At 61.4% G+C, this 23,535-nt stretch carries 21 protein-coding genes; 12 read left to right on the top strand and 9 right to left on the bottom strand.

Annotation, left to right across the window (positions count from 1 at the left end):
- The first annotated feature begins 159 nt into the window (after positions 1-159).
- From ACM6J5_RS14860 to fabI, 6 genes are read left to right on the top strand one after another with little or no spacing between them, the layout of a single operon-like run.
- Complete coding sequence (locus ACM6J5_RS14860) at positions 160-1,980, top strand: extracellular solute-binding protein (RefSeq protein ID WP_414928946.1); 1,821 nt, start codon at positions 160-162, stop codon at positions 1,978-1,980.
- Positions 1,977-3,818, top strand: coding sequence for an extracellular solute-binding protein (locus ACM6J5_RS14865; RefSeq protein WP_095946073.1), 1,842 nt, complete (start codon positions 1,977-1,979; stop codon positions 3,816-3,818). The genes ACM6J5_RS14860 and ACM6J5_RS14865 overlap by 4 nt, the downstream gene beginning before the upstream one ends.
- Before the next feature lie 4 nt (positions 3,819-3,822).
- Entirely contained in the window at positions 3,823-4,896 is a 1,074-nt protein-coding gene (locus ACM6J5_RS14870; protein WP_414928829.1) for a microcin C ABC transporter permease YejB, read from the top strand.
- Position 4,897: 1 nt separating this feature from the next.
- The gene (locus ACM6J5_RS14875; RefSeq protein WP_095946071.1) at positions 4,898-5,917 is read left to right on the top strand and encodes an ABC transporter permease; all 1,020 of its coding nucleotides are present in this window, start codon (positions 4,898-4,900) and stop codon (positions 5,915-5,917) included.
- Position 5,918: 1 nt separating this feature from the next.
- Positions 5,919-7,529, top strand: coding sequence for an ABC transporter ATP-binding protein (locus tag ACM6J5_RS14880; RefSeq protein WP_414928830.1), 1,611 nt, complete (start codon positions 5,919-5,921; stop codon positions 7,527-7,529).
- A 19-nt stretch (positions 7,530-7,548) separates the two neighbouring features.
- Positions 7,549-8,343 (top strand): enoyl-ACP reductase FabI, encoded by a 795-nt coding sequence (gene fabI / locus ACM6J5_RS14885; protein WP_095146575.1) that lies wholly within the window; start codon positions 7,549-7,551, stop codon positions 8,341-8,343.
- A 180-nt stretch (positions 8,344-8,523) separates the two neighbouring features.
- Here the strand turns inward: fabI and ACM6J5_RS14890 are convergent, their stop codons facing one another.
- Entirely contained in the window at positions 8,524-9,384 is an 861-nt protein-coding gene (locus ACM6J5_RS14890) for a LysR family transcriptional regulator (protein ID WP_414928831.1), read from the bottom strand.
- Between the two features lie 113 nt (positions 9,385-9,497).
- Here ACM6J5_RS14890 and ACM6J5_RS14895 point away from each other — a divergent pair, with 113 nt between their 5' ends.
- Positions 9,498-9,923, top strand: a complete 426-nt coding sequence (locus tag ACM6J5_RS14895) for a VOC family protein (protein ID WP_414928832.1) — start codon at positions 9,498-9,500, stop codon at positions 9,921-9,923.
- A 208-nt stretch (positions 9,924-10,131) separates the two neighbouring features.
- Here ACM6J5_RS14895 and ACM6J5_RS14900 read toward each other — a convergent pair whose 3' ends face one another.
- The 6 genes from ACM6J5_RS14900 to ACM6J5_RS14925 all read right to left on the bottom strand — a co-directional run bounded on the left by ACM6J5_RS14900 (position 10,132) and on the right by ACM6J5_RS14925 (position 16,795).
- Entirely contained in the window at positions 10,132-11,373 is a 1,242-nt protein-coding gene (locus tag ACM6J5_RS14900) for a hypothetical protein (RefSeq protein ID WP_414928833.1), read from the bottom strand.
- Positions 11,374-11,598: 225 nt separating this feature from the next.
- Positions 11,599-12,180: a GGDEF domain-containing protein gene (locus tag ACM6J5_RS14905; RefSeq protein WP_150672959.1), complete on the bottom strand. Its 582-nt coding sequence runs from the start codon at positions 12,178-12,180 to the stop codon at positions 11,599-11,601.
- Between the two features lie 73 nt (positions 12,181-12,253).
- Positions 12,254-12,835, bottom strand: a complete 582-nt coding sequence (locus ACM6J5_RS14910; RefSeq protein WP_414928834.1) for a hypothetical protein — start codon at positions 12,833-12,835, stop codon at positions 12,254-12,256.
- A 1-nt stretch (position 12,836) separates the two neighbouring features.
- Positions 12,837-15,005 (bottom strand): molybdopterin cofactor-binding domain-containing protein, encoded by a 2,169-nt coding sequence (locus tag ACM6J5_RS14915; protein WP_414928835.1) that lies wholly within the window; start codon positions 15,003-15,005, stop codon positions 12,837-12,839.
- 7 nt (positions 15,006-15,012) lie between these two features.
- Positions 15,013-15,468, bottom strand: a complete 456-nt coding sequence (locus tag ACM6J5_RS14920) for a (2Fe-2S)-binding protein (protein WP_057715045.1) — start codon at positions 15,466-15,468, stop codon at positions 15,013-15,015.
- Positions 15,469-15,640: 172 nt separating this feature from the next.
- Entirely contained in the window at positions 15,641-16,795 is a 1,155-nt protein-coding gene (locus ACM6J5_RS14925; RefSeq protein WP_414928836.1) for an NnrS family protein, read from the bottom strand.
- Between the two features lie 356 nt (positions 16,796-17,151).
- On the opposite strand from ACM6J5_RS14925, the gene ACM6J5_RS14930 reads away from it, so the two are divergent.
- Positions 17,152-17,655 (top strand): VOC family protein, encoded by a 504-nt coding sequence (locus ACM6J5_RS14930; protein WP_095946063.1) that lies wholly within the window; start codon positions 17,152-17,154, stop codon positions 17,653-17,655.
- Positions 17,656-17,688: 33 nt separating this feature from the next.
- Positions 17,689-18,522 (top strand): AraC family transcriptional regulator, encoded by an 834-nt coding sequence (locus tag ACM6J5_RS14935; protein ID WP_095946062.1) that lies wholly within the window; start codon positions 17,689-17,691, stop codon positions 18,520-18,522.
- A gap of 17 nt (positions 18,523-18,539) precedes the next feature.
- On the opposite strand, the gene ACM6J5_RS14940 is transcribed toward ACM6J5_RS14935, so the two are convergent.
- Positions 18,540-19,127, bottom strand: a complete 588-nt coding sequence (locus tag ACM6J5_RS14940; protein ID WP_095946061.1) for a LysE family translocator — start codon at positions 19,125-19,127, stop codon at positions 18,540-18,542.
- Positions 19,128-19,213: 86 nt separating this feature from the next.
- Positions 19,214-20,545 carry a PLP-dependent aminotransferase family protein gene (locus ACM6J5_RS14945; RefSeq protein WP_150672963.1) on the bottom strand — a complete coding sequence of 444 codons (1,332 nt, stop codon included), beginning with the start codon at positions 20,543-20,545 and terminating at the stop codon, positions 19,214-19,216.
- A gap of 89 nt (positions 20,546-20,634) precedes the next feature.
- On the opposite strand from ACM6J5_RS14945, the gene ACM6J5_RS14950 reads away from it, so the two are divergent.
- The 3 genes from ACM6J5_RS14950 to ACM6J5_RS14960 all read left to right on the top strand — a co-directional run bounded on the left by ACM6J5_RS14950 (position 20,635) and on the right by ACM6J5_RS14960 (position 23,508).
- Entirely contained in the window at positions 20,635-21,531 is an 897-nt protein-coding gene (locus ACM6J5_RS14950; protein WP_095946059.1) for a DMT family transporter, read from the top strand.
- A 91-nt stretch (positions 21,532-21,622) separates the two neighbouring features.
- A complete protein-coding gene (locus tag ACM6J5_RS14955; protein WP_095946058.1) occupies positions 21,623-22,243 on the top strand; it encodes a LysE family translocator in 621 nt (206 codons plus the stop codon).
- Between the two features lie 182 nt (positions 22,244-22,425).
- Positions 22,426-23,508, top strand: a complete 1,083-nt coding sequence (locus ACM6J5_RS14960) for a bifunctional transcriptional activator/DNA repair enzyme AdaA (protein ID WP_095946057.1) — start codon at positions 22,426-22,428, stop codon at positions 23,506-23,508.
- Positions 23,509-23,535 lie beyond the last annotated feature (27 nt).

Genomic DNA, 23,535 nt, shown 5'->3' on the forward strand with positions numbered 1-23,535 from the left:
TGCCTTCACAGTTTTGTGGGCAGCACAAAAACCTGTGGGATTGTTGCTTGGCCGATACCGCGCATTAATCTCCCTTCTTTTTCCTGTCCATACAAGCTGTTACTGTACGGTGCACAATGCCCAAGCCGCCCGGACCGGATCCCTTATTTGAAGCGTCCCCTGCCCCTGTTCCTGATCAGCCTGGCCTTGAGTTCCACCGCAAGCGCGACGATCAGCGAAAGCCATGGTTATGCGCAATTCGGCACGCTCAAGTACCCGGCCCGATTTACCCACTTCGACTGGGTCAACCCGCAAGCGCCCAAGGGCGGTACGTTGCGGGTCATGGCGTTTGGCACCTTCGATACACTCAACCCCTATACCTTCAAGGGCACCAGCCCGGTCACCACACCGAGCTTCCTGCAATACGGCATCAACGAACTCAACGAACCGCTGATGGTCGGCACGGGGCAATACGCACCCTCGGGTGACGAGCCCGCATCCAGTTATGGCCTGATCGCCCAGTCGGTGGAGTACAACGAGAACCGCAGCTGGGTGGTGTTCAACCTGCGTCCCGAAGCACGCTTCCATGACGGCACGCCGATCACCGCCTACGACGTCGCGTTCTCCTATCGCGTGTTGCTCAAGGAAGGCCATCCGCTGTACCGCACCAGCCTTCAGGAAGTGTCGCGGGTCGATATCCTCAACCCCCGGCGGATTCGTTTCGTGTTCAAGCGTACGGGCAATCCGTTGTTGATCCTGCGCCTGGGTGAAATGCCGGTGCTGGCGCAACACTACTGGAAAGGCCGCGACTTCAAGGCCACCACTTTCGAGCCGCCGCTGGGCAGCGGGCCGTATCGCATCACCTCGGCCACACCGGGGCGGCAGATCGTCTTCGAACGGGTCAAGGATTACTGGGGCAAGGACCTGCCGGTCAATCGTGGCAAGTACAACTTCGACCGCATGGAGGTCGAGTTCTACCGCGACAGCGACGTGGCGTTCGAGGCGTTCAAGGCCGGTGAATTCGATATCTATATCGAGCATCAGGCGAAGAACTGGGACACCGGCTACAACTTCCCCGCCATACGCCGCGGCGAGGTGATCAAGGCACAGATTCCCCATCAGATCCCGACCCAGACCCAAGGCCTGTTCATGAACAGCCGCCGTCCGGCGTTCTCGGACACCAGGGTCCGTGAAGCCCTGGGGCTGATGTTCAACTTTGAATGGACCAACCGCACCCTGTTCGGCGGCGCCTACCAACGCGCCATGAGCTATTACCCCAACAGCGAATTCTCGGCCAGCGGTTTGCCGGTCGGGCATGAATGGCTGTTGCTCAAGCCCTATCGCGAGCAACTGCCGGCCAGGCTCTTTACCGAGCCGTTCAGCCTGCCGCAGACCGATGGCCGCGGCATCCCCCGGGAAACCTTGCGCAAAGCCCTCGGCCTGCTCGGCGAGGCCGGCTGGAAGCTCAATGGCCAGCGCCTGCAGAACGCCGCCGGACAGCCCTTGCGACTGGAGCTGCTGCTGGTCAACCCGAACCTGGAACGCATCCTCCAGCCTTACGTCGAGACCCTGGCCAGCATCGGCATCGATGCGCGGCTGCGCACGGTCGATCGCGCGCAATACAAGCAGCGCCTCGACCAGTTCGATTTCGACATGATTCTGATGACCCTCAACCAGACGCTCAGCCCGGGCCTGGAACAATGGCAGTACTTTCACTCCAGCCAGGCCGGGGTCAAGGGCAGCAAGAACTACGCCGGCATTGCCAACCCGGTGGTCGACCATTTGCTCGAGCAGTTGCTGGCCGCCCAGACCCGCGATGAACAGGTCGCCGCCGGCAAGGCCCTCGACCGCGTGCTGCTGTGGCAGCACTACATCGTGCCCAACTGGTACCTCAATAATCACCGTCTGGCGTACCGCAACCGGCTCGCCTTCGTCACCACGCCGCCCTACACCCTGGGCCTGAACGCGTGGTGGCTGAAATCTTCGGAGAAAGATCGATGAAACCCATCCGTGCCCTGCTCCTGCAGGCCAGCGGTCTGCTGTTCGCCGGGCTGGCCTGCGCCGCCCCGCAACATGCCGTGACCCTGTACAACGAACCGCCGAAATACCCGGCCGATTTCAAACACTTCGACTACGTCAACCCGGATGCGCCCAAGGGCGGGATTTTCCGTCAGGCCGGTTTCGGCGGCTTCGACAGCCTCAACCCCTTCATCAGCAAAGGCGTGCCGGCGGACGATATCGGCAACATCTACGACACCCTGGCCAAGCAAGGCCTGGACGAGCCGTTCACCGAGTACGGCTTGATCGCCCGACTGATCGAAAAAGCCCCGGACAACGCCTGGGTGCGCTTCTACCTGCGCCCCGAAGCACGCTTCCATGACGGCCATCCCGTACGCGCCGAGGACGTGGTGTTCAGCTTCCAGATGCTGACCAGGGACGGCGCGCCGATGTACCGCGGTTACTACAACGACGTGGCCGAAGTGATCGCCGAAGACCCGCTCACCGTGCTGTTCAAGTTCAAGCACACCAACAACCGCGAACTGCCGCTGATCCTCGGCCAGTTGCCGGTGCTGCCCAAGCACTGGTGGGCCGACCGCGACTTCAACAAGGGCAACCTGGAAATCCCGCTGGGCAGCGGCCCGTACAAGGTCAGTGAAGTGAAGGCCGGACGCTCGGTGCGTTACGAGCGGGTCAAGGACTACTGGGGCAAGGACTTGCCGGTCAATCGCGGCTTCTACAACTTCGACGTGATGACCACCGATTACTACCGCGACAACACCGTGGCTCTGGAAGCGCTCAAGGCCGGGCAGTTCGACTACTGGCTGGAAATGACCGCGAAGAACTGGGCCAACGCCTACAACACGCCGGCGGTCACCGAAGGTCGACTGGTCAAGGAACAGATTCCCAACGGCAATCCCACCGGCATGCAAGGCTTCGTGTTCAATCTGCGCCGCCCGGTGTTCCAGGATGTGCGCGTGCGCCAGGCCTTGTCGCTGTTGCTGGATTTCGAATGGACCAACAAGCAACTGTTCAACGGTGCCTACGCACGTACCCGCAGTTATTTCGAGAACTCGGAAATGGCCGCCACCGGCCTGCCTGACGCCGATCAGGTGGCGATCCTCGAACCATTCCGCGCCAAGCTGCCGCCGCAGGTATTCAGCGAAGCCTTCCAGAACCCGACCACCGACGGCAGCGGCATGATCCGCGCCCAGCAACGGCAAGCCTATCAACTGCTGCAGGAGGCCGGCTGGCGCATCGTCGATGACAAGATGGTCGACGCCGCCGGCAAGCCGGTGGTCATCGAGTTCCTGTTGGCCCAGACCGAATTCGAACGGGTGCTGCTGCCGTTCAAGCGCAACCTGAGCGACCTGGGTATCGACCTGGTGATTCGCCGGGTCGACGTCTCGCAGTACATCAACCGTGTGCGTTCCCGGGACTTCGACATGATCGTCGGCAGCTTCCCGCAGTCCAACTCGCCGGGTAACGAACAGCGGGAATTCTGGATGTCGGATGCCGCCGACAAGCCCGGCAGCCGCAACTCCATGGGCCTGAAAGATCCGGTGGTCGATCAACTGGTCGAGCAACTGATCAACGCCGATTCGCGCAACAACCTGGTAGCCCACGCCCGGGCGCTGGACCGGGTGCTGCAATGGGGCTATTACGTAATACCCAACTGGCACATCAAGACCTGGCGCGTGGCGTACTGGAACCACATCGGCCATCCCAAGGTCTCGCCCAAGTACGACATCGGCACGGCCACCTGGTGGGTCAAGCCCGATATCAAGCCGGCAATAGAAGTCGAAACCACACTGCAGGCCGATCCTGCGGGCACGGAGTAATCAGATGCTGGCGTACATTTTTCGGCGACTGTTGCTGATCATTCCGACCCTGTTCGGCATCCTGCTGATCAACTTCGTGATCATCCAGGCTGCCCCGGGCGGGCCGGTGGAACAGATGATCGCCAAGCTCGAAGGCTTCGAAGGCGCCACCAGCCGCATCGCCGGCGGCGGTGCCGAAGTCTCGGTGGCAGGCTCCGCCTATCGCGGCGCCCAGGGCCTGGACCCGGCGCTGATCAAGGAAATCGAGCACATGTACGGCTTCGACAAATCGGCGCCGGAACGCCTGTGGATCATGGTCAAGAACTATGCATCCCTGGATTTCGGCGACAGCTTCTTCCGCGACGCCAAGGTCATCGACCTGATCAAGGAAAAGATGCCGGTGTCGATCTCCCTCGGGCTGTGGAGCACGCTGATCATGTACCTGGTGTCGATCCCGCTGGGGATCGCCAAGGCCAAGCGGCACGGCAGCCACTTCGACGTCTGGACCAGTTCGGCGATCATCGTCGGTTATGCGATCCCGGCGTTCCTGTTCGCCATCCTGTTGATCGTGGTGTTCGCCGGCGGCAGTTACCTGGACTGGTTCCCCTTGCGCGGGCTGACCTCGAACAACTTCGATGAACTGAGCATGGGCGGCAAGATCCTCGACTACTTCTGGCACCTGGCGCTGCCGGTGACAGCGCTGGTGATCGGCAACTTCGCGACCATGACCCTGCTGACCAAGAACAGCTTCCTCGACGAGATCAACAAACAGTACGTGATCACCGCCAGGGCCAAGGGCCTGACCAACCACCGCGTGCTTTACGGCCATGTGTTCCGCAACGCCATGTTGCTGGTGATCGCCGGCTTCCCCGCGGCCCTCATCGGCATCTTCTTCACCGGCTCGTTGCTGGTGGAGGTGATCTTCTCCCTCGACGGCCTCGGGCTGATGAGTTTCGAGGCGGCGATCAACCGCGATTACCCGGTGGTGTTCGGCACGCTGTTCATCTTCACCCTGCTGGGACTGGTGGTGAAACTGATCGGCGACCTCACCTACACCTTTGTCGATCCGCGCATCGACTTCGAAAGCCGGGAGCATTGAGATGAACCTGTCCCCTCTCAATCGCCGACGCTTCGAACTGTTCAAGACCAACAAGCGTGGCTGGTGGTCGCTGTGGCTGTTCCTGATCCTGTTCGGCGCAAGCCTGGGCGCCGAGCTGATCGCCAACGACAAGCCGCTGGCGGTGCACTACGACAACAACTGGTACTTCCCGGCACTCAAACGCTACCCGGAAACCACCTTCGGCGGCGAGTTTCCGCTGGAGGCCAACTACAAGAGCCCGTACATCCGCGAACTGCTCAAGGCCAAGGACGCCTGGGTGCTGTGGGCGCCGATTCCCTACAGCTACCAGAGCATCAACTACGACCTGAAAGTCCCCGCTCCAGCCCCGCCCTCGACGGACAACCTGCTGGGCACCGACGATCAGGGCCGCGACGTTTTGGCCCGGGTGATCTACGGCTTCCGCATTTCGGTGCTGTTCGCCCTGACCCTGACCGTGCTGAGCTCGATCATCGGCGTGATCGCCGGCGCCTTGCAGGGTTTCTACGGCGGCTGGGTGGATCTGGCCGGGCAGCGGTTCCTGGAGATATGGTCCGGACTGCCGGTGCTGTACCTTCTGATCATCCTGGCCAGTTTCGTGCAACCCAACTTCTGGTGGTTGCTGGGGATCATGCTGCTGTTCTCATGGATGAGCCTGGTGGACGTGGTGCGCGCCGAATTCCTGCGCGGGCGCAATCTGGAATACGTACGCGCCGCCCGCGCCCTGGGCATGCAGAACGGTGCGATCATGTTCCGCCATATCCTGCCCAACGCGATGGTCTCGACCATGACCTTCATGCCGTTCATCCTCACCGGCGCCATCGGTACGCTGACCGCCCTGGACTTCCTCGGCTTCGGCCTGCCGGCGGGCAGTCCGTCCCTGGGTGAACTGGTGGCCCAGGGCAAATCGAACCTGCAGGCGCCGTGGCTGGGCATCAGCGCCTTCGCCGTGCTGGCCTTGATGTTGAGTCTGCTGGTGTTCATCGGCGAGTCCGCTCGCGATGCCTTCGACCCGAGGAAGTGAAATGAATCAGAACAATCTGATCGAAGTGCGCGACCTGTCCGTCGACTTTGTCATCGGCAACCGCTGCCAGCGGGCGGTCGAAGGCGTCAGCTTCGACATCAAGCGCGGTGAAACCCTGGCGTTGGTCGGTGAGAGCGGTTCCGGTAAATCGGTCACCGCACATTCGATCCTGCGCCTGCTGCCCTACCCGCTGGCCCGGCACCCGTCCGGCACCATCGTATATTCCGGGCAGAATCTGCTGGACCTGAAAGAAAAAACCATCCGCCACATTCGCGGCAACCGGATTGCGATGATCTTCCAGGAGCCGATGACCTCGCTCAATCCCTTGCACTCGATCGAGAAGCAGATCAATGAGGTGCTGGGCATCCACAAGGGCCTGACCGGCAAGGTCGCGACCAAGCGCACCCTGGAGTTGCTGGAGATGGTCGGCATCCCCGAGCCGCACAAGCGCCTCAAGGCCCTGCCCCACGAGTTGTCCGGCGGCCAGCGCCAGCGGGTGATGATCGCCATGGCCCTGGCCAACGAGCCGGAGCTGCTGATCGCCGACGAGCCGACCACCGCGCTGGACGTGACCGTTCAGCTGAAAATCCTCGAACTGCTCAAGGAACTTCAGGCTCGTTTGGGCATGGCGTTGTTGCTGATCAGCCACGATTTGAACCTTGTGCGAAGAATTGCGCATCGCGTATGTGTCATGCAGCAAGGTTGCATCGTCGAACAGGCATCGTGCGAAGAACTGTTCCGCGCGCCGCAGCATCCGTACACTCGGGAACTGCTGGCAGCGGAGCCTGGTGGCAAGCCTGCAAGCAACGTGATCGGCCCGCCCTTGCTGGCGGTCGAGGACCTGAAAGTCTGGTTTCCGATCAAGAAAGGCCTGCTCAAGCGCACGGTGGATTACGTCAAGGCGGTCGACGGCATTAATTTCAGCCTGCCCCAGGGCCAGACCCTGGGGATCGTGGGAGAAAGCGGTTCCGGCAAATCGACCCTGGGCCTGGCGATTTTGCGGTTGATCGCCAGCAAAGGCGCCATTCGCTTTGAAGGCCAGCCGCTGGACTGTCTGACGCAACAACAGGTCAGGCCGCTGCGGCGGGAGATGCAAGTGGTGTTTCAGGACCCGTTCGGCAGCCTGAGCCCGCGGATGTGCGTGAACGACATCGTGGGCGAAGGCCTGCGAATCCACAAGATGGGCACCGCGGCGGAACAGGAACAAGCGATCATTGCGGCACTCAGGGAGGTAGGTCTGGATCCGGAAACCCGGCACCGCTACCCCCACGAATTTTCCGGCGGGCAACGGCAGAGAATCGCCATTGCCCGGGCATTGGTGTTAAAACCGGCGTTGATTTTGCTGGACGAGCCGACTTCGGCCCTCGACCGCACGGTACAACGCCAGGTAGTGGAGCTTTTGCGTTCACTGCAAAGCAAGTACAACCTGACGTATCTGTTTATCAGCCATGACCTGGCTGTGGTGAAAGCGCTGAGCCACCAGTTGATGGTGGTCAAGCATGGCCAAGTGGTCGAACAGGGAGACGCGCAAAGCATTTTTGCCGCCCCCCAACATCCGTATACACAGCAGTTGCTGGAAGCCGCTTTTTTGGCTCCGGCCACTGCGCAATAACCTGAAAGAGGAGCAACACATGGGTTTTCTCGCCGGTAAGCGCGTACTGATCGTCGGTGTCGCCAGCAAGCTGTCCATCGCATCCGGCATCGCTGCCGCCATGCATCGCGAGGGCGCTGAGCTTGCCTTCACTTATCAGAACGACAAACTCAAGGGTCGTGTCGAAGAGTTCGCACAAGGCTGGGGTTCGAGTCCTGAGCTGTGCTTCCCGTGCGACGTGGCCAGCGATGAAGAAATCGCCAAGGTCTTCGAAGCGCTGAGCAAGAAGTGGGACGGCCTGGACTGCATCGTGCACTCCGTGGGCTTCGCCCCGGGCGACCAACTGGACGGCGACTTCACCGAAGCCACCACCCGTGAAGGTTTCCGCATCGCTCACGACATCAGCGCCTACAGCTTCGTGGCCCTGGCCAAGGCCGGCCGCGAAATGATGAAAGGCCGCAACGGCAGCCTGCTGACCCTGTCGTACCTGGGCGCCGAGCGCACCATGCCGAACTACAACGTGATGGGCATGGCCAAGGCTTCCCTGGAAGCCGGCGTACGTTACCTGGCCGGCTCCCTGGGCCCGGACGGTACTCGCGTCAACTGCGTATCGGCAGGCCCGATCCGCACCCTCGCCGCTTCCGGCATCAAGAACTTCCGCAAGATGCTGGCTGCCAACGAAGCGCAAACCCCGCTGCGCCGCAACGTCACCATCGACGAAGTCGGCAACGCCGGCGCCTTCCTGTGCTCGGACCTGGCGTCCGGCATCAGCGGTGAAATCATGTACGTGGACGGTGGCTTCAACACCACGGCCATGGGCAGCATCGAAGAGTAATCTTCGGTCAGCCAAAAAAAACCCGCCTGTTTTGGCGGGTTTTTTATGCCTGCGATTTCCGGCCGATGCCGTCCTCCTGTAGGAGCGAGCTTGCTCGCGAAAAACCCGGGCACGCCGCGCTCATCCAGACTGCGCGCGTTATCGTTGACGACCTTCGCGAGCAAGCTCGCTCCTACAGGGTTAGTGTTGTGTCAGGCATTGCGCAAACAACTGCTGAATCGGCTGCATTCGCTGGCTGTACCGCTGCAACAACACAATCTCCCGATAGAACGTCAACTCGCCCAAGGGGATGACTCGCACCCTGGCCCCATGCTCAAGCCACAACCCCGCCTCGGGCAGCAGAGAAATCCCCAAGCCACACTCGACCATTTTCACAATCGCCTCCAGCTCATCCAGCTCCAGCGCCACCTGCACCTCGATCTTCTGTTCGCGCAGAAACCGCGTCACCAGCCGCCCGCCGAACGAATTGCGGTCGTAGCGCACATGCGGGTACTCCGCAATCAGCTGTAGCGGATCATCACCGTCCAGATCCGTCGGTACGATCAGCACGAACGGCTCTCGGCGAACCACCTGCGCGGACAATTCCTTGGGCAACTCAAACGGTGGCTTGATCAGGATCGCCAGGTCCACTTCTCCCGTGTCCACCTGACTCAGCAGGTTCAATGACACACCGGGCACCAGCTTGGGCTCCAGCAAGGGCGCCTGTTGGCGCAATTTCAACAATGCCTGGGGCAGCAGCCCGGTCTGGGCGGTCGCCACCGCGCCGATTTTCAGTTCGCCACGGTACTCGGTGACATCGTCACTGACGGCCATGCGGCTGAAGGTTTCGAGCATTTCCCTGGCCATCGGCAACGCTCGCTGCCCCGCCGCATTGAGCAGTGCCTGACGACCGGTGCGGTCGAACAGACGGATGCCCAGGGCCTGTTCCAGGTTGCGAATCTGCGCGCTGACCGCCGATTGCGTCAGGCCGATGTGCATGCCGGCCGCGGCGAAGGTGCCGTAACGCGCCACGGCGATAAAGGTTTTCAGTTCTCGCAGCATGGCGACCTCGATTGATCGAAATAATTTGAGCTCGCTGCAAAAATTATCGTCTTTCAATCAAAAAGCACAGAGATAAACTCAACACACGCCCACCCACCACCGAGGTACGCCCGATGCAACTGTCCCCTTTTCACCTGGCCATTCCGGTCTACGACTTGTCTGCCGCTCGGCACTTTTACGGTGAGGTATTTGGCCTGGAGGAAGGCCGCTCCAGCGACCACTGGGTGGATTTCAATTTTTTCGGCCATCAACTGGTGATTCACCTGGCACCGAAAAGTCCTTCACAAGAAGCCGCACACACCAATGCCGTCGATGGTCACGATGTGCCGGTGCCGCATTTTGGCGTGGTGCTCGGGATGGCGGAATGGGAGGCTCTGGCCGAGCGGCTGAAGTCACTGGAAACACGCTTCGTGATCGAGCCGGGGATTCGCTTTCAGGGGCTGGTAGGGGAACAGGCGACGATGTTTCTGTTTGATCCTTGCGGTAATGCGCTGGAGTTCAAGGCGTTCAAGGATATCGGGCAGTTGTTTGCCAAGTGAAAGTTGTGATGCCTGTTCGGGTCTCTTCCCGGGCAAGCCCCCACAGGGTTTTGTAGTGACCAGACATATTCGACCTGGGTAACACTGAACCGAATGTCATAACCATGATGCGCCGTAGCCCGCAACGTCACCATCGAAGAGTAATCTTCGGTCAGCTAGAAAACCCGCCTATCAAGGCGGCTTTTTTACCAAAACCATGTGATCAACATCAACTTTGAACCCCTATGACTTTAGGGTGCTTCTCTCCAAGGTACGGCCCCAGATCAGCGGCAAAGATGATTCGGCCACTTTCACGCTGAACAATGCCGTCACTCAAATAGCCTTCGGCATATCTGGACACTCCTTGATCTGCGAAGCCCTTATCGACTACACCCGCTTCGCTAATACGCAGCCAGAACAACACTTGCTGACCATCAAAAGTAATACCGGCAACCACGATTTTCCTGTCTGACTGCACAGCAATGGACATGGGAAAAACGGAAGGTACCTTTAGATCGATCAATACCGCTACTCCACCGTTAAACGACAGATCTACGGAGCCATCCGCCAGCAGGCGGTTCACTACAAGGTTATCCACATCATCGATCGTTCTGCTCGATGAAAAAATCACTTTGTCTTCATACACCTGCATCTGGCCTTGACGACTGGAGTCGCCTGCTTCCCAATACCCATCCGTCGCAAACGTCCGATCCAGCTCGCCTTTGGGTGTATAGCAAGCTAACGCAGACCTTGGGTTGGACTGGCCTTGATCCGGACGATCAAGACTTCCGAATACCACAATGCGATTGTCAGACAAGATATCGACACTCTGGATCGTCGAATTTTCGCCGTTGAATCGCACTTTGCGTGTTCCAAAATCCAGGTCGGGCTCGCCCGACGCATCAAATCGATGCAGCAATCCCACCTCCTCTCGAAATGAGCCAGTCAAGGAACTCAACAAATAACCGGAAGCCAGCAGAAGTTGACCATCAGCACTGATGCATCCCACCGGAGCTGGAGTGGTCAGGGCATGCTCCGGGGGTACGGGATCAACCGGAAACGGGAGAATCTTTGTGCCGAAGATCAAATCCGGGGTGCCGTTTTCATTGAATCGCGTTACAGCGACACGCCTCATGAATGGGTCGCTGCCCGTTGAGCCGATCAACAGGAGCTTGCCATCGGCTTGAGCCAATAGTTGTGTGGGTCTGGCTTCTGTGTTTACTTCAAATTGCCATTTTGTAACGCCTTCCTGTTGGCCGAACCCAGGATCGTCTGAGCCATCAGCCATCGCTCGACGCAACCAACAAGCACGACCCTGGTAGACGACGTAAACCAGTTTCCCTTGCCGCGTTTCAACAACACATCGAGTCGAGCCATGGCTCTCGCTTGGAATATTGATCAAACCCTTTTCGGCAAAGCTCTCATCCAGCTCACCCGCCTTTTTTGGTGTTTTTTTAGCTTGTGCAGTCATGTTCCCATCCTCTGAAATGTCAGATTTTTATCTGGTGACAAATCACTTTGAGGTAATGGGGAAACGATAACTACTGACATAAATGACAGTTCAACCGTCTTCACGAGCCAAAAAACTGTCCTGCTGGCACATAGCGTGTCAGCGCACCGATGCAAGCAGCACGCAACCCAAGGGCGTTGTCCGGACTGACGCCTTCGCGAGCAGGCCCGCCAATACAACGCAGCCCTAACGGCTCATCAGCCGCTCGGCCTCCCCCAGTAGCTCCTCGACTGAGTCATGAACAACGGGGTCATATTCGACCTGGGTAACACTGAAGCGAATGTCATAACTGCGATGCGCCGTGGCATTGCGCTCATCGAGCATCTCATTGAGCCGTACCTTGATCGCCGCAATCTCCACGGCGCTGGAACCGGTCAGCAGCGCCACGAACCGGTCGCCTTCGAGACGTCCGATCACATCGTTTTCACGAAAGCCGATCCGCAGGACATCGGCGAACGTCCTGAGCGCATCGTCACCTTTGGCCCGACCGTACAGATAGCAGATGAGTTTGAATTCATCGAGGGTGAAGTACAGCAGCGTCGCCGACGTCCCCAGTTCCCGACAGGCGTCCAGCCCGAGCCGGGCCAGCTCGGTGAAACCATGGCGATTGGACAGTAGCGTCAGCTCGTCCATGCTCGCCATCTGCACGCCGGCCAGTTCTCGCTCGGCCTGGAGAGCCAGTTCGCGCAGCCGTTCGCGTTCTTGCTGTGGCGTGAGCAACGGGTTGGCTGATCGGCCCGATTTGCCCGTTTTGCCTGAGATCAACATCGTTCACTCCTTGGCAGGTATGTACGTTAGAGTCGCCCACACCCGCATTGACTCCCTTCAAGCGCGCCGCTGGTCAGCTACCCGCCACCGGGCACGGCCCTCCTGCATCGGCCCAGGTTTTGAACCGGGCGACGAAGATATCGTGGGGCACCGGCACCGGCGCGCGATTGCCGCCGGGGTTCCAGCCCCACAGCACCAGCTTGTCGTCGCTGACGTGCTTGATCAGCGCGGCGAAATCCCGATCGCCGTTGCTGGAGCGATCCTTGATCATCGCGCACAGCCGATCGGCGGGCAGGCCGATCCAGGCCATCCGTTGCGCTGCCGGTGGCAGGCTCCAGTGTGGCGCCCCGGGTGGCGCGTGGGGACCGTAACTGGCCGGCGGATTGCTTTGCGCATGGCACGTCGCACAGGGCAACCCGGCCGAGCCCTTGCCGTCCATGCCCCGCACGACATTCATGGCGTGGGGTACGCCGGCATCGAACTGCAGCGGCGAATCCCCGGGAATGTGGCAGTTCTGGCAACGGGGACTCTGGAAGACCTTCTGTACAGTGTCGAACGCCTGCAAGGCCTCGCGGTCATCGGCGAACACACGGGATGCGTAGGCGACGAGAACGATCAGGATCAACGCCCCAAGCAACCAGTGATGTCGTTTCATCTCACACCCCCGACAGCTGCAACGGCAGCTCCCGCAGGCGCTGTCCGGTCAAGGCAAACACCGCGTTGGCCACCGCCGGCGCCGTGGGTGGTACACCGGTTTCGCCGATACCGCCGGGTTTGTCGCTGCTGGGCATGATATGCACTTCGACCACCGGCATTTCGTTGAGCCGCAGCACCTGATAGTCATGATAGTTGGACTGCACCACCTGCCCGTCCTTGAGCGTCAGTTTGCTGTGCAAGGCGAAACTCAGGCCAAAAGCGATGCCCGACTCCATCTGCGCGGCGATGCTCTGTGGGTTCACCGCAATGCCACAGTCCACCGCACACACCACCCGGTGCACGCGGATGGCGAGGTTGTCCTGGGACACCTCGGCCACCTGCGCCACGTAGCTGCCGAACGATTCATGCACCGCCACACCCAGGGCGTGGCCGTCCGGCAGCGGCGCCGTCCAGTTGGCCTTCTCCACCGCGAGGTTCAGCACACCGAGGTGACGCGGATGGTCCTTGAGCAAGGTGCGCCGGTATTCCACCGGATCCTTGCCGGCCGCCGTGGCCAGCTCATCGATCAACGACTCCATGACAAACGCGGTGTGGGTGTGCCCCACCGAACGCAGCCACAACACGCTGATACCGGTTTTCGGGGAGTGCAGTTCGATCTGGTGATTGGCCAAGCCTTCGAAGTAAGGGCTGTCGGCCACGCCTTCGACGGAGGTTTTGTCGATGCCGTCCTTGACCATGGTCGCTTCAAGCGAGGTCCCGGCCATGATCGACTGCCCGACCATCACATGCTTCCAGGCCAGCGGCAGCCCGTCAGCACCCAGCCCGATACGCGCATGGTGCAGGAACGCCGAGCGGTAATAGCCGCCGCGGATATCATCCTCCCGCGCCCACACGGTTTTCACCGGTGCACCGGCGGCCTTGGCGACGTACACCGCTTCGCTGACGAAATCCGACGTCGGATTGGCCCGGCGCCCGAAGCCGCCGCCGAGAAACTCGGTATGGATCTCGACCTGTTCGGGTTTGAGCCCGGTGATTTTCCCGGCGACCATCTGGTCCAGGGTCTGGAACTGGGTGCCGGTCCAGATGTCGCATTTGTCCTGGGTGATGCTCACTGTGCAGTTCAGCGGTTCCATCGGCGCGTGGGCCAGATAAGGCACACTGTATTCAACGTCGATCTTCCTGGTCGCTTTCGCCAGCGCCGCCTGGGTATCCCCCGCCTGACCGGCATTGATGCCGGGGGTGGTGGCGAGTTTGCGGAAGTTTTCCAACAGCGCCTGGCTGTCGAGCCCGGCGTTCGGCCCCGGATTCCACTCGATTTTCAGCGCATCGCGCCCCAGCTTCGCCGCCCAGAAATGATCGGCAATCACCGCGATGCCGGTCGGCACTTGCACCACTTTGTGCACGCCCGGAATCGCCAGCGCCTCGGCACCTTCAAAGGATTTGACGCTGCCGCCGAAGGTGGGCGAACGGGCGACCATCGCAGTCATCAGCCCGTCAAACTGCACGTCCATGCCGAATTTCGCCCGGCCGGTGATTTTTTCCGGCGTGTCCATACGCTTGGTGGGTTTGCCGATCAGCCGCCAGTCTTTCGCGTCCTTGAGTGTGATCGAGGCCGGGTCCGGCCGTGGCAATTGCCCGGCGTCATCGGCCAATTCGCCATAGGTGGCACGGTGCTCACCGGCAATGACCACCCCCGATTCGGTACGGATCTCGGATGGCGCAACGTTGAAACGCTTGGCCGCTGCGTCGATCAACATCAAGCGCGCCGCCGCGCCGGCCTGGCGATAGCGGTCGAACTCCATCCAGGTCGAGGTCGAGCCGCCGGTGATCTGCATTCCGCCAAAGCCAGGCAGGCCGTAATCGGCGGCCGAAGCCGGGGCATGCTCGACACGGATCTTCGTCCAGTCGGCGTCCAGTTCTTCGGCGATCAGCATGGTCAGGCCGGTCCAGATGCCCTGGCCCATTTCCGAGTGGCCGAGCAACACGGTGACGCTGTTGTCGTTGCCAATGCGCAGGAAGGCATTAGGCGCAAACACGTTGCCCTGGTTCTCCGCGCCCATGGCGAAACGGTGGGCGGCGGGCATGGCAAACGCTACCACCAGCCCGCCGCCCAGCATGGCACTGCCCTTGAGAAAACCACGACGCGATAACGTATTGATGCTGTTCATGGCCACCTCAACCCAGCTCGGCGGCGCGTTTGACCGCCGCGCGAATTCGCGGGTAAGTGCCGCAACGGCAGATGTTGCCGGACAGCGCCTGATCGATGTCGCTGTCGGTCGGTTTTGGAATCTTCGCCAGCAACGCCGCCGCCGACATGATCTGCCCGGACTGGCAGTAGCCACACTGAACCACATCAAGTTCCGCCCAGGCCTGTTGCACCGGGTGCGAACCGTCTGCGGAAAGGCCTTCGATGGTGAGAATCTTTTGCCCATGGGCCACGGCCGTGGCCGGTGTGATGCACGAGCGCAGCGGTGCGCCATCGACGTGTACGGTGCAGGCGCCGCATTGGGCTATGCCACAGCCGAATTTGGTGCCGGTGAGGTGGGCGACATCACGCAAGACCCAGAGCAGCGGCATGTCGGCGGGGACATCCAGCTCCTGATCCTGGCCATTGATGTTCAGGGTCAGCATGGCGCAGTTCCTCAGACTCAGGGTGATCTGAAGGGGCGTCGCTGCGGCCTTGTAGAACCTGCGCGCGCCTCGGGTTACCCCTTCAGCTAAGCGCAAATTTGCCGGCAGGCCTTGGTGCATCGACCACCGGTCATGAAAAAGCCGCCTCGAAGGGCGGCCCTGAAGGTCTTCGCTAGAGCCTCGGCCCCAATAAAATGCCGGTGTAGCGCCAGACAAAAACACCAAAAGCGCTACACCACAGCAACGCCGACAGCGCCAGACCCTGACCGGAAAAAGGCACCAGCCACACTCGACACGCACCCGCCAGCAACAACAGGGCAAACCCAGCAACGACCGCCTTGGACGGCTGCAACAAACGCCCGGTATGCCCCAGGCTGACCCGCGCGATCATCGCCAGAACCAACCCGCCGATACCGCCGACGGCCAGCGAATGGGTGGCCAGGCTTTGTTGCAGCGTCCAGCCCAGGTGCCACAGCGCCATGGCCAGCGTTGCCACCGCGAGCCAGGCATAAGCCAGATACAGCGACCACAGCAGCGGTACGCGCCACAGACCGTGATCATGCCAGCGCCACAACCGCAGCAGATGCAAACCGCTGATCAGCGCAAACAACAGCGCCAGCCACACCCGTGGGACGTCATTCAAACCGACGGCAAAAGACAGCGCCGCCAGCATGGCGCCGATCAGCAACACCTTGCCCGGCAACGGATGGGCAGCAGGCGTTGCGGGACGGTTCAAGCCGCGCTGGATAAAGAACGGAATCACCCGCCCGCCGATCACGCTCATCAGCGCGCCCGCCAGCCACAAGGCGGCCAGCACGCCATGGCGTTGCAGATTGGCGTCATCAACGGCGAACCCCAACAACGTCAACGCCTGACACCCGGCCAGCAGCATCACCATCACCAGAATCGGATAATTCTCGCGTTTGCCCGCAGCCAGCAGATCGCGCCCCAACACCCACGCCAACAGCGGCAGAAACGGAACCTGCAAGGCCAGCAGCAAGGGTGCCGGTATCGGCAGGCACCAGGCCAGTCGCCCCAGCAGCCACATAAGCACCAGGCCGATCAGCGGCCAGCCCTTGAGCCCAGGCCGACCAGTCCAGTTGGGCACCTCCGTGAGCAGGAACCCGGCAATGATGGCCGTGGTAAATCCGAAAGGCATTTCATGGCGATGCCAGGCGAGCATGCCGCCCACCGGTTGCGCTCCGGGCAAGCGGCCGTACAGCCACAAGGCCCAGATCGCGATGGCGAGGGCCGCGAACCCGGCCCCGGCCAGAAAGAAGGGTCGAAAGCCCAGGCTGAAGACCGGTGCAACGGCTAGCCGGCGCATCAAGCCACCACTCGGGCCGGGAAACGGCTCAGGCGATACGCGCCGAGCATACGGCTCGACCATTGAAGAACGTTCCGAGGGTTGCTGAAGAAGTTGAACATTGTGCGTACTCCTGAAGGTGCTTTACCTCATCAAGTCCCGTGCCAGCTTTTTGCCCCTTTAGATCCAGACACTTGCGCATATACGAGTCATAATGACCCATAGCCAAGATAGTCTGTTTGACTCCACTAAAAGTCATTTTGACTACCACCATGCTACCCTGCGGCAATTTTCTCGATCTACGGTACGGCCAGACGACCAGAGGCTGACTACGCTAAAAGTCCGGAACATGCGTTACCTGCAGAGGAGCTGGCACCATGCTACGCGTACAAAAACTCACGCCCTGCCTGTGGTTCGACGATCAGGCCGAAGAGGCGGCGAAGTTCTATTGCTCGATCTTCGACCACTCGAAAATCACTGCCATCACCCATTACGGCCACGCCGGATTCGAGTTCCACGGCCGGCCCGAGGGTTCGGTCATGACCGTCAGCTTCGAGCTCGACGGGCAGAGTTTCACCGGCCTCAACGGCGGGCCTTTATTCAAGTTCAGCGAAGCGGTTTCGTTTCAGGTCAATTGCCTGACACAGGATGAAGTCGATCATTACTGGGGCAACCTGTCGGCCGGTGGCGCGCCCGAAGCCCAGCAATGCGGCTGGCTCAAGGACAAGTTCGGGCTGTCGTGGCAGATCGTCCCCGTGGCGATGATGGACATGATCAAAGACCCCGACACGAAAAAATCGCAACGGGCCATGCAGGCGATGATGCAGATGAAAAAACTCGATATCGCCACGCTGCAACGAGCCTTTGACGGCGAGAGCTAATACACTCGGGCATCGACCTGCCGAGGAGTGAGCATGAAGCACGCCGTTGCCAAGAACGCCGACCAGGCCCCGCGCTTCTGGCGCGATGATGCCCTGCCCTTCATCGAAGCCCGCTCCATCGCCGACGGGCGCGAAGTCTGCTACACCCGGCACGCCCACGAGCACTTTTCCATCGGGGCGATCACCGCCGGGCGCAGCACTTATCTGCATGAGCAGTCGGCATTCGAGGTCAGCGTCGGCACGGTGGTGCTGATGAACCCCGGCGACGTCCACGCCTGCAACCCGATCGAAGACCAACCCTGGTCGTACCTTATGCTGTACGTCGATACACCGTGGCTGACCGATTTGCAGCATCAGCTCGGGTTCAGCGATGACGCGGCGTTTCGCCGCTTTTCCCTGACCCATACCCGCGACGCCCATCTGTTTACCGGCCTCGCGGGTTTGTATGAGGTGCTGGTCGATCCACAGCAAGATGTGCTGCGCAAACACAGCGTGGCCGTGGAGTTCTTTACCGAGGTTCAGCTGCGACTCAACCCGGCCAACCCGCCGCTGCGCGAACCCAACTTCAAGCTGGAGCGCGCGGCCGACTACATCCGTGACCACTGCACGCAAACCCTCAGGCTCGAAGACATATGCGAGGCGGCACAATTGTCGCCGTCCTACCTGATCCGCGCCTTCAAACAGCATTACGGCATGACGCCCCACGCGTTCCTGGTGAACCGGCGCATCCAGTTCGCCCAGGATCAATTGCGCAGCGGCAAGCTGATCGCGGACGTGGCACTGGAGGCGGGGTTCGCCGATCAGGCGCATTTTCAACGGGCGTTCAAACAGCATTTGGCGGCAACGCCGGGGCAGTATCGGGGCTGAATCCGCCGAGATTGCCGTTACGGCAACACCAGATACACCGCACTCACCACCAGCAACAACGCCATGGCGCGATTGAACAGGCGCATCCCCGCCGGGTTGTTCAAAAACCCCCGCAAAAACGTCCCGGCATAGGCCCAGCAACCGACCGACACATAACAGATCACCAGATAAATCGCGGCGAACTGCCAGACCAGGCGCGCCTCGCCATCGGCGACGAACGCGCCCATGCCGGCCACGCAGGCCAGCCAGGCCTTCGGGTTGAGCCATTGCATGATGGCGCCATACAGCATCGACGGTGCCTGGGCCGACTCACTGGCCTGCACCTGCCCATTGTCAGCCGCCAGCTTGAACGCCATGTACAACAGGAAGGCGACACCCGCCCATTGCACCACCTGCGTCAGTGCCGGCCACTGTTGCAACAGCTCATGCAGGCCCAATCCCATCAGCACCAACAGCAAGACAAACCCCAGCGTGGCTCCGGCCACGTGACGCTGGCTGGCCCTGAAGCCAAAGCGCGCGCCGGAGCTCAACGCCACGATATTCACCGGCCCCGGCGTGATGGACGCGACCAACGCAAACGCCGCCATGGATATCATCAGACTCATTGCACACCTTCTTCCATCGAGTTGAACAAGGTCCCCAAGGTAATGAGCCCGCCGGCTCGCGTATTGAACAAAACGCCCCTGTCTAGCTATGAGTAGTAACCCACGACACTTTTCACTTTGGCCAAGGCCAGGCGCAGCGAATCCATGTCCACCGACCCCAACGCCAGGCGTATCGCGTGCGGCACATGAGCCGAAATCGCAAAGGGCTCGGCGGGCGACACCGACACCTGCTCGCGCATCAGCGCCATGGCGATCTGGTCGGCCCGGGCGTCTTCCGCCAACGGCAGCCAGATGAAGTAGGAATTCGGGTGACTGATGGTTCTGAGCCCCGCCAGCACCTCGCGGGCCAAGGCCTGCCGGGCTCGGGCGTCCGCGCGTTTTTGCGCCTCCAGTTGGCTGACGGTGCCATCGTCGAGCCAGGCCGTGACGATGGCGGTCATCACGCCGGGGGTGTTCCAGGTGGTCGCCATGATCGTGCGCTCGAAGGCGGCGACCCATTGCGCGGGCGCAGCGATGAAACCGACACGCAACCCGGTGGCAACATTCTTCGACAGGCCGGACACGTACACCGTCCTCTCAGGCGCCAGCTCGGCCAGCGGTGGCGGGACGTTTTCGGCCAGGAACGCATAGGCGGCGTCCTCGATGATCGTCAAGTCATGCCGGCGCGCAATCGCCACCAACTGCTCGCGCTGATCGAGGTCCATCACCCAGCCCAAAGGGTTGTGCAAGGTCGGCATCGAGTAGACGGCCCGTACCGATCGGCTGCGGCAGAGCTTTTCCAGGGCAGGCAGATCAGGCCCGGTATCGGTGGCCGGAATCGGCAAGATTTCCAGATGCAGGGTTTCGGCCAGGGTCTTGAAACCGGGATAGGTCAGCGCATCGGCGGCGATCACATCACCGGGCTTGAGCATCGTCATCATCGCCACCGCCAGGCCATGTTGGGCGCCGCTGACGATCAACACCTGTTCGGCCGGCACGCTCAGCCCGCGATCAAGCAGATGACGCGCGACCGAAGCTCGCTCATGCAGGCGTCCCGCGTGGGGCTGATAACGCAGGAGCGATTCCAGGTCACCGGACAAGGCCAGTTGACGCAACGCCGTGCGCAACAGGTCGGCCTGACCGGGCAATGACGGGTAGTTGAAATTCAGGTCGATCATCCCCGCCGCCACCACGTGCTGCGAGATGCCCTGCCCCGGCGGCAGCGAGGTTTCCCTGACAAAAGTCCCGCGTCCGGTTTCGCCGCTGACCAGGCCCATGCCCTCCAGCTCGGCATACACCCGGCTGGCGGTGACCAGCGCCAGACCGTGCTCCGTGGCCAGTTGCCGGTGAGTCGGCAGGCGCGTGCCGGGCGGCAGACGCCCGGAGCGGATGTCGGCGGCAAAGGCATCCACCAGGGTCTTGTAGCGGGATCTGGGCATGTCGAGATGTATCCATGACAATTTTTTGATTGTATCGATAGTCGCTCATAGGATGAGTTTCGTGCAATCAGACAATGAGCGTGAGCCAAATGGAACGGACCTCGGACCTGCAACACCGGACGCTGGAAAACAGCACCAGCGGCTGGATCAACGGCCTGATCGGCGTGGTGATCTTCAGCGGCTCGCTACCGGCGACACGGGTGGCGGTGCTGGAGTTCGATCCGGTGTTCCTGACGGTCGCGCGCGCGACCATCGCGGCGGTCCTGGCGCTGTGTCTGCTGTGGTTATTCAAGGAAAAACGCCCGGCGCGCCAGCAACTGATACCGCTGATCATCGTCGCCCTGGGCGTGGTCATCGGTTTTCCCCTGTTGACCGCGCTAGCCCTGCAATACGTGACGTCCGCGCACTCCATCGTCTTCGTCGGCCTGCTGCCCCTGGCGACAGCGGTGTTCGGCGTCCTGCGCGGCGGCGAGCGGCCACGGGCGGCATTCTGGATTTTCTCGGTGCTGGGCAGCCTGCTGGTGGTCGGGTTTGCCCTGTCCCAGGGGCTGACCGCCTCCCCCCAGGGCGATATCCTGATGCTGCTGGCCATCCTCGCCTGCGGTCTGGGTTATGCCGAAGGCGCAAAGCTGTCGCGCACACTGGGTGGCTGGCAGGTGATCAGCTGGGCGCTGGTGCTGTCGCTGCCGGTCGTGGCGGTGCTCAGCTGGATGCGCATGCCGGCTTCGTTCACCGGCATCAGTACGCCGGCCTGGTTCAGCCTGGCTTACGTTTCGCTGTTCAGCATGCTGATCGGTTTCGTGTTCTGGTATCGCGGGCTCGCCCAAGGGGGCATCGCCGCCGTCGGGCAATTGCAGCTGCTTCAGCCATTTTTCGGGCTGACCCTGGCCGCCACCCTGCTGCATGAACAGGTCAGCGTAGGCATGCTGGGTGTCACCGTCGCCGTGATCCTGTGCGTCGCCGGGGCGAAAAAGTTCGCCAGATAGCCCTGTGTACGGTGGTTTGCGCCCATGACTGTATGGGTCTGGCCAAGGGTGAGCCGTGATAAAAATAGCGCTCTTGCTACAGGAGCCCACCATGGACCTCGCCACCCTCACCCTGTTCCTGCCGGCCTGCTTTGCACTCAACATGGCACCCGGCCCCAACAACCTGCTGTCGGTCAGCAATTCGACCCGCTATGGCTACCGCACCGCGTGCGTGGCCGGCATCGGCCGGTTGCTAGCGTTCGCCGGGATGATTGCCCTGGCCTCGGCGGGGCTGGCGGTGGTGTTGCAAACCTCCGAGCTGCTGTTCTACGCGATCAAGATCCTCGGCGCGGCCTACCTGTTCTACCTCGCCTGGCAATTGTGGCGCGCCGATCCGGGTGTAGAGAACGTGGTGACCTCAGCGCCTGTGGGCACGCTGGCACTGGCCCGGCAGGAATTCCTGGTCGCGGCCGGCAACCCCAAGGCCATCCTGATTTTCACCGCGTTCCTGCCGCAGTTCGTCGACTCGACCCACGCCATCGGGCCGCAGTTCGTGGTGTTGGGCGCGCTGTTTCTGGTGCTGGAATGGATTGCCATCGGCGCTTACGCCTACATGGGCCTGCACATGCGCCGCTGGTTCGCCAGACCGTCGGGCAAGCGGATGTTCAACCGTTGCTGCGCCGGGTTGTTGTCGGCTGCGGCGTCGGTATTGCTGATGGCCAGACGTGCCTGAAATGTTGGTAATCCGTGTGGGAGCGCGCCTGCTCGCGAAAGCGGAGTGTCATCCAATATCGAGGTGACTGACACGCCGCCTTCGCGAGCAGGCTCGCTCCCACAGGGTACTGCCTGCAATCAACGAAATTCACTGTCGATTCTCCGGTGGAGGTCGCCCATGCCGCGATCTATGCTGCGCCCATGAACCTACAAAAAACGCTGCTTCCGCCCCGTGCCGAGATGGTGCGCGCCATGCTCGAGCGAGACACTTCCTACGAGGGAGTGTTCTTCACGGCGGTCAAGACCACAGGCATTTTCTGCCGCCCCGGTTGCACCGCCCGCAGCCCGAAGCCTGAGAATGTCGAGTTCTTTGCCAGCGCCGAACAATGCCAGGCGGCGGGCTATCGCGCCTGCCTGCGCTGCAAACCACTGGACACCGCCGCCAGTGCGCCGGACTGGGTGCGAGCACTGTTCAAATCGGTGGACGCCGACCCGGAACAGCGCTGGACCGACGCCCAGCTAGTGGCCGAAGGCATCGAACCGCTGAAACTGCGCCGCTGGTTCAAGCAGCACTTCGGCATGACCTTCCACGCCTGGCTGCGCGCCCGGCGCCTGGGCATGGCGTTGGGCGGAATCAAACAAGGCGGCTCCATCGATGACGTCGCCTTCGATTCGGGCTACGAGTCCCTGAGCGGATTTCGCGATGCCTTTCAGAAATCGTTTCACATCACCCCGGGCCGCGCGGCCAACAGCGAGCCGCTGCTGTTCACCCGCCTGACCACGCCGCTGGGGCCGATGATCGCCATGGCCGAACGGCGTGGACTGGTGCTGCTGGAGTTTCTCGATCAGGCATCGCTGAGCCCTGCGGTCGAAGCGCTGCAAAGCCGTTTCGGTTATGCCGTGGCGCCGGGGCACAACGCGCATTTGCAGCAGATCGAAGAGCAGTTGTCCGCGTACTTCGCCGGCACGCTCACAGAGTTCAGCGTGGCCTTGCACATGCCCGGCAGCGAGTTCTCCCGCCAGGTCTGGGCCGAACTGGCGAAGATCCCCTACGGCCGGACCACCACCTACGGCGCCATAGCGGCGAGGCTGGGCAAGCCCGGCGCCAGCCGCGCGGTGGGCCTGGCCAATGGGCATAACCGCTTATCGATTGTCGTGCCGTGCCACCGGGTGATCGGCGCCGACGGCTCGTTGACCGGCTACGCTGGAGGCCAGCCGCGCAAAGCGTTTCTGCTCAGGCTGGAAAACGCCGCGGTGCAGCTCACAGAGCAACTGGCGTTCTGATCCCCCCACAGGTTTTTCATAAGGAAG

This window comes from Pseudomonas sp. IT-P74, assembly GCF_949768175.1.
Classification (GTDB): Bacteria; Pseudomonadota; Gammaproteobacteria; order Pseudomonadales; family Pseudomonadaceae; genus Aquipseudomonas.